Raw genomic sequence first — 15,478 nt, forward strand, 5'->3', positions numbered from 1 at the left:
TATAAAGAAAAAATCAAAAACGTGAGTAACGATCTAAGTCAAAAGATTTATGTTGCAGGACATCGCGGCATGGTGGGTTCAGCCATTGTGCGCAATCTTAAGGCACAGGGCTACACCAATATTGTTACCCGTACTCACGCTGAGATGGATTTGACAGATCAGGCGGCAGTAAAAACCTTTTTTGAGCAAGAGAAGCCCGATCAAGTCTATTTGGCTGCTGCAAAGGTGGGGGGTATTCATGCGAATAACACTTATCCAGCCGAGTTTATTTACGATAACTTGATGGTTCAAAACAACGTCATTCATCAAGCTTTTTTGAATGGCGTCAAAAAACTATTGTTCTTGGGATCTAGCTGTATTTATCCAAAGCTAGCACCTCAGCCGATGAGTGAAGATGCACTCCTTACTGGCAAGCTCGAGCCAACCAATGAGCCTTATGCTGTTGCCAAGATTGCCGGCATCAAGATGTGCGAAAGCTATAACCGTCAATATAGCCAATCGCATGGTGTTGACTATCGCTCAGTGATGCCTACGAATTTGTATGGCCCTGGCGATAACTACCATCCTGAAAATAGCCATGTCATTCCAGCCTTGATTAGACGCTTCCATGAGGCCAAGGTTGCTAATGCGCCAGAAGTGGTTATTTGGGGTACTGGCACTCCAAGGCGTGAGTTTTTATTTGTGGACGATATGGCTGCTGCTTCAGTGTTTGTGATGCAGCTTGATAAAGCAACTTACGATACTCAAACTCAGGCAATGCAAGGCCACATTAATGTGGGCTATGGCAGTGACATCACCATTAATGAATTAGCGCATGCGGTTGCCAAAGCGACAGGCTATGTAGGCAATATTGTTTTTGACTCTACGAAGCCAGATGGCGCCCCTAGAAAGTGGATGAGCTCTGAGCGTTTGAATAAACTAGGTTGGACGCCAAAGGTCAATCTAGAAGAGGGCTTGCGCGAGGCTTATTCTGAATTTGTTACACATCAGGCTTGAGCTTGATCCGTTGAATGGGCATTTGATTAGCTGCCATCATTATTCTTGATAAGTAGGTAAATGGAAAAACCGATTCGTACCATCATGAAGCAGTTAACTCCACCTTTGTTGTGGGGTATTGGTACTTATTTCAAGAAGTTTAGGAAAAGAAATCAGAAAAACTTCTTCAGTATTCATGGCTTAGATCAAAAAATTGAGCAGTACTTGCCTCATGACAATGGCTTCTATGTTGAGCTTGGTGCTAATGATGGTGTTAGCCAATCCAACACTTTGTACTTTGAGCGATATAAAAATTGGAAGGGTGTGCTAGTGGAGCCCACCCCACACAACTACCTCAAATGCTTATCTAATCGTTCAAAAGACAATTACATCGCTTGCAATGCTTGCGTATCCTTTGACTACAAAGACCGCTTCGTTGAGATCCTTTTTTCAAACCTCATGACAAGTTCTATAGGTCTTGAATCCGATATTCAAGATCCTGTATCGCATGCTAATGCTGGAACACAGTTCTTAGAGGGGGATGAGCGGGTCTTTAGCTTTGGAGCAGTTGCAAAAACACTCAATGAGATTCTGCTTGAGGCGAATGCCCCTCAGAAGATTGATTTTTTATCCCTGGATGTTGAGGGTGTTGAGATTGAGGTGCTCAAAGGGGTGGATCACACACGCTTTCGCTTTCAGTACCTTTGCATTGAATGCCAGGATCTGGAGAAACTAAAGAGCTATCTACATCAAAACGATTATGAATTGGTTGAGCAGCTTAGTTACCATGATTATCTCTTTAGAGATCAAAGAGTATTAACGATATAAGAGCGGCTTAATTTACGTTGTCTGCTTAGGTAAACTTAATAAGCTTATTGAGTTTGATTGATTAGCTTCTTCCAGTAGCGCATTAGAAGCTTTTCTTGATTAAAAGTCTTCAGGCTAAGCTGCTTTTTGGCATCGTCTAGAAAAGCTTGATTGATCTGTCCCCAGTCTTCTACTTCAATGAATGGCAAATCTTTAAAGAGATCATTCATCTTGGCTTTTTTGACAATAGGAATGCAGCCAAGTAATAAAGCTTCCCAAGTGCGATGGCAATCTAGTCCAGCCCCGTGAGGGCTGATGACAAATTGGTATTGAGATTGTTGTTCCCAGGTATCTGCCATCGGTACAGGCTGCTGCTGAAAGTGGCAAACGGATTTATCCAATAAATTTGCGCACTCTCTACGATCCGCCCTATCTAGTGAAAAGTGCCAATTACAAAAAGCCTTTGCCTCCCTTTCATTAAAGGGTTTGGCTGTGTCAGCAATAGTTCTGAGTTGTAGCTCTTGGAAGGCGGGCAATATAAATCCACCTCCCCATTGCAAAGGATTGCTCCACTGGTTATGAATATTGATCCCAATAGGCAGGGAGTGGAGCTTGGGGTGATCAAAGTCTCTATTTTGAGCAAACCAAATTAATACCAGTGGGCTACTAAGTAAGGTTTCGAGGCTGCCATTCAGGCTTGCAAAATTTACCGGTAGATCACTATCGCCTGTAACCAAAATGAAGGGTTTATCAAGGCGTCTTAAAATTTGATTGGTAAAGGTAACGATTTGATCGCTAGGTACATAAACGGATGGTGTGCGATCAGGGTTTGATTTGGAGAAGTCAGAAACCTGTGTAGCTATGCTGCTTATGTATGAGAGGGTGTGTGCATCCGACTGGGGGCTTACGGGATGTATATCGCAGGCAAACATCAGTGTCCAGCTATTAACAAAACTTGCATTTCTAATGGAGTAGTCAAAACTCTCACTCATCAATATTTTGGAGGCGAGCTTGCGACGATCATATTTTTTGAGCAAACTCCCTAAAAATCGATAAATTGGTCTATGCAGCATTGGTTGGATTAAGTGCTTAAGCGGGTGTTCTGTAGTGTGAATTGTGGCAACTGGATTGGATGATAATATCAGTCAATGGTCTAAATTGAGGCGAAACAGGATTCTTGACGCCCCAAAAGACAGCATATGAAAAGCAATCATGACCTCAGATACCCTGGATAAAAATACTGTGCGTATACCGCCGCCCCTAATTTGGGCGCAGTGCATTATTTTTACTGCGCTCTACTCAGTCTGGATGATCTATGAGTTGCTTTACTTTCGAAGAATTCTATTAATTAGTGGCGCCTTACTGTCGCTATATCCGATTTACCAGTATCGCCACTACTTTCTTCGAAAAAGAGCTGCCCCAATATGGTTGATGGCTGGGCTATTTGTGTGGGCGCTTTTCCATCTTTTCTTCTTAGCCCATGATTATCCTGCGCAGTTAATGGAATTGAAGCGTATTTGGAAATATGCAGGATTGGGTGCAATTTTTGCGCTTGGTCTAGGCTTATCGCTAGCAAGCACCCAGATCAGTAGGCCTAACGCAGTAGAACCCCCTCACTATTGGCCTTTGATTTATTTCGGACTATGTTTGCCAGTTTTAATATATTTACTTAGATATTTATTATCTACCTATGGATCTTTGTTGGGTATCGCACCCCCAGCATTTTTAAGGATTAATTCCGATCCTCATTCTGCATATTACATTCCTAAAACTGACTATATTGCTTTTTGTTTGCCAGTTTTAGCGCTATCTTTGGGGCAAATTTATGGCCTGCTCATTTCTAATTTTCGTCTACGCACAACTCAATATCTGGCAATGTTCTGCTACCTATTTGTAATTGCTACAACCCTACTCCTTTTCTATGTGCAAAATACAAAGAATGGCATAGCATATGCAGCAATTCTGATCACGTTATTTCTTGGGTTCATTCTCTTTCGAGGATCCTCAGTCAGACTCTGGCAAAAGGTAATTCTTATGATGACTGTAGTGATTGCTGGATATGCTTTACTTCTGCCACATTTGCAAAAGAATGATTCTTGGCGCACCTTGATTGCTGATATCAAGATTGGTTTTCAGCTTGAGCAATTTCCCCAGTGGAAGTTCGCGGGCGAGAAAGTTTATCCTAATAATGAATATGGAAAGATGGTTTCTGGAACCAACTATGAGCGTGCTGCTTGGTTAAAGGCGGGTTTGCAATTGGCGCTTATTGATCCCTTAGGCTATGGATTAGTAGAAGATTCTTTCAAAAAGATGGTCAAGGGCCATTGGCCTGAGGCAAGCCCAAATCTCTCTCACAGTCATAGCGGCTGGCTTGATTTAATTCTGGGTTTGGGCTTCCCAGGGATTTTGTGTCTACTGGGGGCCTTGATTCTAAATATTAGGCTATCACTAGCAGTCCAGCGGCCCTGGATATCGTTAATATTTTGGGGGCTTATCGCTAATCTAGTGCTTTGGGTTACTACAGAGGTTGCTGCAACCGTTTCCTTTTCGGCTCTTATTTTTTGGATTTGCTGGGCATCTGGATTAAATTTTCTAGATAAAAATCAGAGGAATTAGCCCTTTGGGAGCGCTTTATCCTTAGTTAAGGTACTCTGAGAGCTTATATGGCTAGCACTACTTATAGCTCCCTTTGCTTCATAAATAAAATGGCAGTCAGTTTTGTGGCTGTCGGAAAATTCAAAATTGATTCATTGGAGGCAAGGAATTACCTCTTTTGGCCATTCTCAAATTAGGCTTCTATGTACTTTTTAGTTTTTTGGCGCTGTAGCTGCCTCCTGATGGCCAACTTGATGTACGGGGTTACTACCCAAATTCCCATGGCACTAACGCATACTCGAAATTTTACAATGCCCAGAAACGTGGATACTTTTATTGACACTCTTGTTATGGCGCCCTACCGAAGCATTAAATAATAGCAAGTTAAACCCACTATTTATTTGGATTGCACTAGCCCCCGACTTTAGGATTGATCTTGAGCTCAATTAATGAGTCCTTGAGTGCCGAAAAAATTTCATCCATTTTTAGGGCTGTAATTTTAATGCAGGTTATAACCATAGGCGTTATGAATAAGGCATATATTGACCCTAATGAATGCAAAAAGTTATAATGGAAATTGAGTATAAGAAAACGAATAATAATTAAATTGCCCACTAAACCCAGTAACTTCCAAGCCTATCCATGAGTGATAACACATCCACTCCCCATGATTTTAATGGCGACCCTCGAATCTCTCTTCTAGACGCCCTCAATTGCCTAACCGATTTTTGGAAGAAGCTCGCGTTTGCTGCCTTTGTAGGTGCCGGGTTGGCTTGCAGATTTTTCTTAGCGCTCTTATTGCTCTTGGGTCAACGCATGCGGTCCAGCGCTAATAGAATGCAATTGAATGTCCGGTATCGGGCATTAGCGGGCTTGAGTGTTAGATAAATCTTAAGCAGTTTAAAACCAATAATCAAAAGAACTCTTTGTGAATATTCTGTTAACTGGTGGCGCTGGGTACATTGGTAGTCATGCCGCAGTGGTGCTATCACAAGCCGGTCATGAGGTGGTGTTGTTAGATAACTTTTGTAATAGTCGAAAAAGTATTTTAGAGCGACTACAAAAGATTTTGGGTAAGGCGTTGCCATGCATTGAGGGTGATGTTCGCGATACCGCACTTGTTACCAAAACACTGCAAGACTGTAAAATTGATGCCGTGATTCACTTTGCGGGATTAAAGGCGGTGGGTGAATCAGTTAAAAAACCTACATTCTATTATGCTAATAATGTTCAGGGCTCGATTAGTCTTTTGCAGGCAATGCAAACTTCAGGGGTAAGGAAGATTATTTTCAGTTCAAGTGCAACTGTCTATGGCGTACCCATTTATTTGCCTTATGATGAAAATCACCCAACCAATCCAATCAATCCATATGGTAATAGCAAATTACAGGTAGAGATAATTCTAAGGGATTTAGCTAATTCAGACCCGGAGTGGAGAATTGCTTGTTTACGTTATTTCAATCCAATTGGTGCGCATTTTTCTGGCGCGATTGGGGATAATCCATCAGGAGAACCGGGGAACTTAATGCCATACATCACTAGGGTTGCTGCTGGTAAGCTGGAAAAGCTTAGTATTTTTGGGCGAGACTACGATACACGCGATGGAACTGGTGAAAGAGATTATATTCATGTAATGGATCTCGTCGAGGGGCATGCCGCAGCCCTGAATTTTTTGGAAAATAATTCAGGGTGTCACACTATAAACTTGGGTACTGGCAAATCTGCAAGTGTTATGGAGTGTGTAAGCGCATTTGAGAAGGTAACGGGAATATCATTGCCCATCAACTATATAGAAAGACGCAGCGGTGATTTGCCCATCTATTACGCTAGCGCTGAATTGGCACTTCAAAAGCTTGGCTGGTATGCCAGACGTTCTTTGGAGGAAATGTGTGAAAGCGCGTGGGACTTTGAAAATAGCTGTCAAGCTGTTTCGCGTTTAGATTGATGGTCTTGCTAGGGAGCCGTTTAGTCTATTCAGGGTAACTAGACTTAAGTGTGGATAGTGGTCAAGTGCAGAATTTTAGTCCCGCATAAAAATTTTTAAATTATCATTTGCGCTTGAAAAATGACTGGTAGTAATTAGATAATGTGGAATTAAATTTTCTATTAAAAATGCCTTCAGAAAAACAACAAAGAATTCGGTATTTGGATGGATTGAGAGGTATCGCCATCATCATGGTTCTGATGTGTCATACGTTCTCCAGATGGCCTGAATACATTCCCTGGGTAACTGATCATGCGCATTTTACGCTATTTAAATATGGAGGCTTTGGGGTTGCGTTATTTTTCATAATATCAGGCTTTGTTATTAATATGACAATAGAAAATTCCTCAAGCTTTTTTCTATTTATTTTTAAAAGGTGGCTAAGATTATTTCCAGCAATATTTTTAGCCACGATACTTATATTTATTTCGGCTAGTTTTCTACATGAAAGACCAGCAGGAGCGCCCAATCTAAAAGACCTGATCCCAGGCCTAACTCTTATTCAACCAGAACTACTTCAGATAATTTTTGATACAAAATTTACAGGGCTAGAAGGTGCATTCTGGTCATTATATGTAGAGGTAAAGTTTTATTTAATATATGGAATAATTTATTTCGTTAAAAGAGATAAATCAATTCATATACTACTAGCTATTTTTTTTAGCAGCATATTATGTAAGACCTTGATTCATCTAGAGATGATTCCTCCTGATGGGGTAATACAAAAAATTATATTTATTTTTTTATCGGCTCAATATTTTGGATGGTTTTGTATTGGAATAATGCTTAATAGCGCAAAAAAAATGAAGAAAAATTTATACATACTTTATGCTATTGCATTAATGCCGCCTTCAATAGCCTTGATGTTTGGCTTAGATTTTTCTGGGTTTATTTTTGGTGCTCTTGTTTTTTTTATATTTTTTTGTAGTGTATTTATAAAAAAATCTAGGTACATTTTTGAATGCAGGCTTTTATTATTATTTGGCTTTATAAGCTACCCATTATATTTGATACACGAAAATGCAATTGTTTCATTGACTATGAAAACGCATAGTTATATAGAATGGCTGCCAGGGATCCTAACTCCTTTTCCGGGGTTGTTTGCTTTAGTCCTGGTATCATTTCTTATTGCTAAGTATGCCGAGCCCGCACTTAGGGTGAAATTAACTCACAAGGAGTTATGATCATAGTGAGCCTCACATCAAAAGAATTGATAATTAAGGCACCCTTAATTGCACATTGGATTGATTGAGTCCAAAAATTGCCTCTACTATTCCTAATTAATGAGAAACTTTTTGGTTTTTTCCAACTATATTTTGAAGGCATTATAAAAAATATTTTGCTTTTTCAATGAACAGTAGGGTGTGTAAATAAAAAGTGAATGAAATGAACGAAAAAAAATCAATTTTTGATGTCTTTAATTTATTTATCAAAAATAAATGGTTATTGGGGGGCATAAGTCTTCTTGGGGCAATAGCTTCAGCGTTATACCTGCAAAATTTCCCCAAAACATATGAAGCTAAAGCTTACATACAATTAAGTCATATTGATGGGGTGGCTACTCCAGGCCTTGCAATTACTAGCATATACCCCGAAATACCATCGATGTTAATTTATAGAATTAAGACGGCTGGCTTATATGATCTTAGAGATCAAAATTTCTGTGGTGCTGAGGGGGACGACAGATCTGCTAGGAAACTGCTCCAAAAAATTGACTTAAGGGTTCCAGTCTCTGGCGAGCCAAATACTGTAGAGCTTAAGGTTAGGGCAGATAATGCTCAGGTTGCTGGTGAGTGTGCAGAGTCAATATTTAATTTGATAAAAAGCAGTGAATCTAAAATGCTTAAGGAGTATTTATCCCTTGTGAATGAAAAATATGTCAATGAGCAATTGCGTTTAGCACATGCGGACATACATGTATCTCGAGAGAGTATTTCGGGCTTAGGAGACTTTTTGAAGAGTTCTAAAAGATATGATGCAGTGCTGTTAACACCAATTTACATTGGCGAGGCTGTTCGTCCTAGCCCTCTCAAAATCATTCCTGCAGGAGCAATTGCTGGGCTAATGTTCGGCCTATTTCTTTTGTTACTTAAGGAAGCATTCAGTAAATTTAGGGGTAGTAATAATGCCCAGTAAACTTACAAAAATTAATAGTTTGTTATTGGCTGCTGTAATAATTCTAGGATTCAATACTTATATAGTTCAGAATAAATTAGGATTTAGCGAATTTATCGCCGAAGGTCTTCCAATGGTCATTGGCATAATTATTTTTGCAGGATTAATATTTTTTGGAAAATATGATAAAAATATAGTATTTGATAACTCATATGTTTACTACACCATTATTTATATAATTTATTTAATATTCATAACATCTTATTATATAGTAATTAATGACGAAAGCTTATTAAGATATATATTTCTATATCAGTATTTACCTCCTTTATCAATAATGATGTATGCTAACTCAAAATATATTGATATTAATTTTGAATTTGGATTTTTTTTAATGGCTTTTGCTGCTTCCATAAGCTCAGTATTTGCCTTGGGTCAATTTTTTCATTTTATTGAAATTGTCCCAATCGATATAAATAGGGCAAGAGGATTATCTCGATCAACCTTGAATTACAGCAGTCTAATGTTTCTTGGTTTTTTAGCCGCATGGAATATAAGGTGCAATTTTTATAGATTTTTTTTCATGTTTATTATAGCTATTGGGGTCTTATGCTCGCAAAGTAGAGGTGCTTTATTAGCCTGTTTCACCTTTATTTTTTTAATAAGTATAAAAAAAATAAAATTTTTATCTCCAAAGATAATAATTATTTTTATTCTTTTTTTATTGCCGTTAATATTAGTATTATTATTTTTAAGTGAATTTAAAGTATATAGCAGCGCAAGTGTAAATGAATTAATTTGGCGGTTGAGTAATACGTTTAATTTTACCAGCGGAGATAATGCACTCCGTTCCGCGAGATATTGGGATGTAATAAATGATTTCCACTTGTATGGAAGGGGTGTCGGCGCTACGGGGCCAGCATCTGGGAGGATAAATCCCGGAGCCGTTCATTATGAAAGCTTTGTATTAGCACTTCTGGTTCATGGCGGCTTCATAGGCGTTCTTTACTACATGGCCACTATCTCAAGTATTTTAAGAGCTATTGGTAAGGGTGCGCTAAATATTTTCCCGTATATAGCTGCATTTTTTGTTATGATGACTGTTCAGCAAACATTTGAAACGCCGACTGTTAATACTATGGCATGGTTATTAATACTTCTAGTTTTAACAAAACATTTAAAATTAAATATTAGTAAATGAATATTATTGAAAGTATATTAAATTATATGATGGAAGTATATAAATTTTTTTTGAGAAATTTAAAAGAAATTAAAAGACTATTATTTAATGATTTGTACTCTTTGATTGTATTTTTTTTATATTATCGGTATTTAATTTCTAGTGATCATAAAGAATCTAAATATAGCAAAGGAGTCACGGTAGTTATTACTTCATGCAATAGACCTAAGGAATTAAGAAATTTATTAGTATCTTTTGTTAAATTTAATACATATAAAATTAGTAAATTCATTATTGTAGAAGATGCTGGCTGCAAAGAATCTGTTGAAATTGCAAGGCAGCAATTAAAGGATGAGAATTTAAAAATATTGCTACATTCAAAAAATATTGGACAATTAAATTCAATTGATGAAGCATATGCATTTGTTGATACGGAGTATATTTTTCATCTCGAAGAGGATTGGGAATTCATTAAATCTGGTTTTATTGAGAATTCAATAGGAGTATTTGAAAAAAATTCAAAACTTGTAAGTCTTTCATTGCGTCCTCATGCTGATTGGAATAAATGGGAATTTGAAAAAAAAGTTGATTATTATGGCTTTGAAAAATCTCATAACTTTATATGGCAAGGAATTTCAATTAACCCGGGAATCTATAAAAAAGCTAATTATGATTTATTGGGCTCTTACGAAAAATTCAAAAAAGAACGGATCGTGGTTCAGGCTTACAGAAGTCTAGGATTAATTGGTGGAATTTCACTTGAAGAAAATGGATATGTAATCCATAAAGGGGAAAACAACACTACTAGAAAAAAATATAAAGTAGCCTAATGAGGTTTATTCAACGCCTTACTGGCTATTCAATAATGCAAGCTTTAAGTTTGCTTGCCTCTTTATTGGCAACAGTATTGGTAATTCGGGGTGTTGGAATAACTGAATACGGAGACTATGCATTCTATGTAGCTGTTGGAGAGGGCTTTAAGGCAATAATACTTTTAGGATATGAGCAATCAATAGGTCTTTACGCGGAAAAAAGGTCAAGAAATCTGATCGAGCAGCATGATGTTTTAATATTTAATTCAAAGTTTTTAGTTTTTCTGTTGCTGCTACCATTTTTATTGCTCATTCAAAATGGCATTCTTCAGATTGGTATCCTCTTGATGATGTTTAGTTCAGTTATGGATGTTTCATACCTTCATATGGAACACTCAGAGCTAAAGAGGGTAAGCCAAACGCTTTTTTTTACTAGGTTAAGTTATTTAGTTTTTGTTCTTATCCTTTTGGGTGCAGGAGTTAGCTTTGAGTATTATGTATTCGCATTTGGATTTACTAATATTATCTATAGTACTGTTATTGCCAATGTAAATAAAAAGAATTTCTTCCCAAAAATTGATTTAGTGGATGGAGCCAGGCAGCTATGGATTGCTATCCCAATGGGGGCCAACAGGATCTTCTTATTTAATGAGGGATTATTTATTTTATATTTTTTTAAAAATATATTAGCTTCAGAGGTTTATGGTGTTTTCATGTTTATCTTCAATATAGCTAGAATGTTAACAGCATTCCTTAGTGTGGTGATTACGCCTGCATTTAAAAATGTAACTATGCAAGTACAAACAAAAGAGAAGGTTTATAAAAAGCTATTTTTCTTTGGATTTTTATCGACTTGTGCATGCCTTTTATCTATCAAATTTTTAACTCCAATAGCCCTGGTTAAAAAAATTATAGGATTTTCAGTCGACGATAAAGTTCTTATTGTTTGGCTAATGTATTCTTGCTTGTATTCTTTTGCTATTTATATATCAACTATTTATTTAACAATAGGAATCATTGCATTTGGTAAGGTTGCCAGATTTTACTTTACAAGGATTTTTTATATTTTCATTGTAGTTTTATGCAGTTACTTTCTAGTAGAAAATAATCCAGTTAATGGAATTTTTGTATTAATCACTGCTGAGCTTATTTCCGTAGTAATACCATCAATAATAATAAGTATGTTGATATCAAGGGATAAAATATCTAAATGAAGATTTCAGTTTTGATGGCAATAAATTCTTTTGATGAGTATTTTGAAGATGCTTATTTAAGCATTATTAATCAATCTTTTGAAGATTTTGATTTTCATATCATTGCTAATGGCATGAGCGAGCATCAATACGCTGCTTTAATTAACAGGGTACAAGGGGGTGATAATGTTTGCGTTCATCGTCTTGAGCTTTCGGGTTTAGCAAATGCTTTGAACTACGGCCTTATTTATGCGAGAGGTGAATTTATAGCAAGGATGGATGCTGACGATATTGCCCACCCTTTAAGGCTCGAGTCTCAATATTATGAAATGATTGGTGGTGAGGGATTGGATGTATTAGGCACAAAAGTTGAATTAATTGATTCAAAAGGCATAGTCCTCCAGCAAACTTTTAAGTTTTATGAAACTAATAAGGAAATTAGAAGGGTTTTGCCATACAGAAATCCCCTTGTTCATCCAAGTTTAATGATCAGACGCTCAGCTTTGCTTTCGGTTGGCGGTTATAGGTACGGACACATGTCAGAAGATCATGAGCTCTTTATTCGATTGGCGAGAAATCCTGAAATTCGTTTTAAGAATGTAAATAAATCCCTACTTTTTTACCGGCGTCATCAGGGGCAAATAACTTCGGTAAAAAATGCTAAAAAAAATTATGCTGAGATTTCAGGTTTCCTTTTCACCGAGTTCTTACTGACAAAAAATATTTTATACATAGTTGGAATAATTGCAGTGCACCCCAGAATTAGGTCTTTGAGACATTTTTTCAAAAAAATTATGGGTGTGATGTGATAGCCGTCTCTATCGTTAGCCATCATCATGGAGAGTTTTTGCCGGCGCTTATAGTTGCTCTTGATCAATTTCCTGAGGTAGAAAAAATAATATTGACAATCAATGTTCCTGATGAATCATATCTACCTAAATCAGATAAGCTTCAGGTCATAAGGAATTTGTCACCAAAGGGATTTGGTGACAATCATAACTCCGCTTTTGAAGAATGCTATAGTGATTTTTTCTGTGTTTTAAACCCAGATATTTTTTTCTTAGAAAATCCATTTCCTCTATTGCTTGATATTTTTTTAAATCAATCCGTTGGGGTTTCTGCACCATTAGTTTGCAATCAGAGTTTGGATATTGAAGATAGCTTTCGCAATTTTCCAAGTCTGAGCTCTTTGTTTTTAAAAGTTTTTTTTGATAAAAAGGGTCAGTCCAATTATCAAGGTGATGGTGAGCCTTTTTTAAGTGACTGGGTAGCGGGTATGTTTATGCTTTTTGAGAGAAAAACTTTTTCCATCCTTGGTGGTTTTGACCGCAAGTATTATTTATATTATGAGGACGTTGATATTTGCGCAAGAGTCTGGAGTATCAATAGGTCAGTATATGTAGTTCCTGCTGCGAAAGTAATACATGATGCACGTAGACAAAGTCATAAAAACTTGAAATTTTTTTTATGGCATCTTAAAAGTTTAACAAGGTATCTTGTAAAAAATTTTAATTTGCCCAAAAGGACCCAGGGGTGAAAAAAATTGCAATTGTAGGTGCAGGGGGATATGTGGGGTCACACTTATATTCCTATCTACGCTCCAGGGGGTATGAGTGCACAGGAATAGCAAGAAATCCAAATATTGAGGGCGTGCTGAAATGTGATATTTTTGAGGTGGATAAGCTTAGCGCGCTGATTAATGGGGCTGACGTGGTGGTCAATTGCGTGGGTTATGCCCATTCAGTAAGCTCTAAGTTTGATAAAACTCAAAAATTTAAGCACCAATCTCTAAATTACGAATCAGTGATCAGTTTAGCTGCATCCTGCAAAAAGGCTAACGTATCTAAAATCGTCAATATATCATCGATCAAGGCTTACGCTCCTGACTCAGACTTTTATAGTAAATATAAGAAAGCAGCCGAAGATTATCTGAGGGACCCTGCCTGTCAAATTTTTTTTAGCTCTGTTAATTTGAGAATTCCCATGGTTTTCGGAAAAAGTAGTAAGGGGTATTTGGCATTGATGGCCCGTTATGTCAAAAATGGCATCTTCCCTCCGATTCCGGAGACTCGGAACCGTAGATCTATGATTCATATTGATGACCTAACTACGGCTATTGAAGTTGCAATTAATAACGATAATATCAACGGAAAAGTCCTCGCTGTATCGGCGTTATATGCTCCATCAGGCAGGGAGATTTTTGATAAATTTAGAGAGATTTACGGCTACAGAAAATTATCTATTGAGGTTCCTAAGTTCCTTTTTGTAATTTCGGCAATAATCTGCGATATCTTGCAGGAAGTTATTCGTAATGAGCTGCCTTATAACTCTTTAACCCTTACAAAATTAATGGATGATGCATATTACCCAGCCGAGGAATTTATGTCCCTAACAGAATGGAGCCCTAAAATCAGCCTATTTGAGGGCCTGAAAGATTACAAATAATTAAGTAATTATTTTGAAGTTTTGCTTTGAGTTGTAATCTATCCAGCATTTTTTTTGGGGGGCATGTTTCGTATGCCGTAAGTGTCAGCGGCCTCATGAAAAGACTTTAGCAACATCTAAACATGCCATGTATATCGAATAGTTTATATACCAGAGGATTGATTGTGTATAACAAAACTATTAAAAAACTTATTAAGGCTTGCCAGGGAAATTATGAGTTGGATTAAAACCTTTTTATTAGCATTTATTTTGTTTTTGCTAACGCTAAAAACTATAGATATTGCCTGGGGCTTCATCTCTCCGTCTGAAAGGGTTAATGGCAGCGTAAGGTCCATCTCTCTTCGAGAGATACCCCCGAATACAGAGAGCTATACAACTCCAACTACTTATTATTTAAGTAGAACGGAAAATCTTGAAAAGAAGAATTACAAGTACAGAACAGACTCAAATGGGTTTATATTAGGCAAGGCAAATTCAGAAAAAGATTCCGCTAAGGTGGATATTATATTTTTTGGCGGAAGTACAACTCAATGTATTTTAGTTGATGAAGATATAAGATTTCCAGCACATATTTCAGATTTGATTACTCGCAAAGATGGTGCGCCAATAGTTGCTTTAAATGCAGGAATGGGGGCCAGCAACTCGATGCATTCCCTTATCTCGCTAATTGGAAAAGGATTGCCAAAGAGGCCAAAATATGCTTTTTTAATGCATGCTATTAACGACCTAACCCTGCTAGAGCTAGTCCCTTCATACTGGGATGCGCCGACTGACAGAGCTTTGGTAGTTAGCGGCCAAAGGGAGGATTTTGGCTTCAAATATTTTTCCTTTAACTTCATTAAGCAAGTTCTTATTCCAAATACATGGCCCGAGTATAAATACATTATTTCAAATATCGCCAGCAAATATAATGTAAATTTAGACCATAAAAAATATAAATTATCATCACGAAACTACATCGAAATTAGACGTAGTGTTCATGACCAATTTAAAAAATCTCTCATTTCTTTTGTTGAAATTTCAAGAGCATGGGGGATTGAGCCGGTTCTAATGACCCAATTCAATAGAATTCATATGGGTGATAAATTTATTCAAGAAGTTTATGAAAAAGACTCTCAAACCGGCATTAATTGGGATGATTTTGTATCTCTATATGCGGTAATGAACGAAATAACGCGTGAGGTCGCTCGCGAAAAAAAGGTTACCTTAATTGATCTGGATAAAGAGATCCCTTCGAATTCAAAATATATTTATGATGCCGTTCATTTAAATGGGGAAGGCAGCAAATTGGTGGGGAAAGTTATTGCCAGGCGCCTATCAGAGCGGTACCAGAAAGATTTCAGCTTATCAGCCCAGTAGTTCCGCATAAAAA

General features: G+C 37.2%; 14 protein-coding genes. 13 read left to right on the top strand and 1 reads right to left on the bottom strand.

Annotated features, from left to right (window positions below):
- Positions 1 to 21 precede the first annotated feature (21 nt).
- On the top strand, positions 22 to 996 hold the full coding sequence (locus tag AOC21_RS01615; protein ID WP_215392085.1) for a GDP-L-fucose synthase: 975 nt from the start codon (positions 22 to 24) through the stop codon (positions 994 to 996).
- 60 nt (positions 997 to 1,056) lie between these two features.
- The gene (locus AOC21_RS01620; protein ID WP_215392086.1) at positions 1,057 to 1,803 is read left to right on the top strand and encodes an FkbM family methyltransferase; all 747 of its coding nucleotides are present in this window, start codon (positions 1,057 to 1,059) and stop codon (positions 1,801 to 1,803) included.
- 44 nt (positions 1,804 to 1,847) lie between these two features.
- Here the strand turns inward: AOC21_RS01620 and AOC21_RS01625 are convergent, their stop codons facing one another.
- Positions 1,848 to 2,855, bottom strand: coding sequence for a hypothetical protein (locus AOC21_RS01625; RefSeq protein WP_215392087.1), 1,008 nt, complete (start codon positions 2,853 to 2,855; stop codon positions 1,848 to 1,850).
- 139 nt (positions 2,856 to 2,994) lie between these two features.
- Here AOC21_RS01625 and AOC21_RS01630 point away from each other — a divergent pair, with 139 nt between their 5' ends.
- The 11 genes from AOC21_RS01630 (at position 2,995) to AOC21_RS01680 (ending at position 15,465) form a co-directional block, all read left to right on the top strand.
- A complete protein-coding gene (locus AOC21_RS01630; protein WP_215392088.1) occupies positions 2,995 to 4,398 on the top strand; it encodes an O-antigen ligase family protein in 1,404 nt (467 codons plus the stop codon).
- A 907-nt stretch (positions 4,399 to 5,305) separates the two neighbouring features.
- Positions 5,306 to 6,322 (top strand): UDP-glucose 4-epimerase GalE, encoded by a 1,017-nt coding sequence (galE, locus tag AOC21_RS01635; protein ID WP_215392089.1) that lies wholly within the window; start codon positions 5,306 to 5,308, stop codon positions 6,320 to 6,322.
- A gap of 143 nt (positions 6,323 to 6,465) precedes the next feature.
- Positions 6,466 to 7,545 (top strand): acyltransferase, encoded by a 1,080-nt coding sequence (locus tag AOC21_RS01640; RefSeq protein WP_215392090.1) that lies wholly within the window; start codon positions 6,466 to 6,468, stop codon positions 7,543 to 7,545.
- A 202-nt stretch (positions 7,546 to 7,747) separates the two neighbouring features.
- Positions 7,748 to 8,497: a Wzz/FepE/Etk N-terminal domain-containing protein gene (locus AOC21_RS01645; protein ID WP_215392091.1), complete on the top strand. Its 750-nt coding sequence runs from the start codon at positions 7,748 to 7,750 to the stop codon at positions 8,495 to 8,497.
- A complete protein-coding gene (locus tag AOC21_RS01650; RefSeq protein WP_215392092.1) occupies positions 8,487 to 9,677 on the top strand; it encodes a hypothetical protein in 1,191 nt (396 codons plus the stop codon). Before AOC21_RS01645 ends, AOC21_RS01650 begins: the two co-directional genes overlap by 11 nt.
- Positions 9,674 to 10,486 (top strand): glycosyltransferase family 2 protein, encoded by an 813-nt coding sequence (locus AOC21_RS01655; RefSeq protein WP_215392093.1) that lies wholly within the window; start codon positions 9,674 to 9,676, stop codon positions 10,484 to 10,486. The genes AOC21_RS01650 and AOC21_RS01655 overlap by 4 nt, the downstream gene beginning before the upstream one ends.
- Positions 10,486 to 11,682, top strand: a complete 1,197-nt coding sequence (locus AOC21_RS01660) for a hypothetical protein (protein WP_215392094.1) — start codon at positions 10,486 to 10,488, stop codon at positions 11,680 to 11,682. Before AOC21_RS01655 ends, AOC21_RS01660 begins: the two co-directional genes overlap by 1 nt.
- The gene (locus tag AOC21_RS01665; RefSeq protein ID WP_215392095.1) at positions 11,679 to 12,470 is read left to right on the top strand and encodes a glycosyltransferase; all 792 of its coding nucleotides are present in this window, start codon (positions 11,679 to 11,681) and stop codon (positions 12,468 to 12,470) included. Before AOC21_RS01660 ends, AOC21_RS01665 begins: the two co-directional genes overlap by 4 nt.
- Positions 12,467 to 13,198: a glycosyltransferase family 2 protein gene (locus AOC21_RS01670; RefSeq protein WP_215392096.1), complete on the top strand. Its 732-nt coding sequence runs from the start codon at positions 12,467 to 12,469 to the stop codon at positions 13,196 to 13,198. The genes AOC21_RS01665 and AOC21_RS01670 overlap by 4 nt, the downstream gene beginning before the upstream one ends.
- A complete protein-coding gene (locus tag AOC21_RS01675; protein ID WP_215392097.1) occupies positions 13,195 to 14,106 on the top strand; it encodes an NAD-dependent epimerase/dehydratase family protein in 912 nt (303 codons plus the stop codon). The genes AOC21_RS01670 and AOC21_RS01675 overlap by 4 nt, the downstream gene beginning before the upstream one ends.
- A gap of 213 nt (positions 14,107 to 14,319) precedes the next feature.
- A complete protein-coding gene (locus tag AOC21_RS01680; RefSeq protein ID WP_215392098.1) occupies positions 14,320 to 15,465 on the top strand; it encodes an SGNH/GDSL hydrolase family protein in 1,146 nt (381 codons plus the stop codon).
- Positions 15,466 to 15,478: the final 13 nt, after the last annotated feature.

It is taken from the genome of Polynucleobacter sp. VK25 (assembly GCF_018687355.1).
GTDB lineage: Bacteria > Pseudomonadota > Gammaproteobacteria > Burkholderiales > Burkholderiaceae > Polynucleobacter.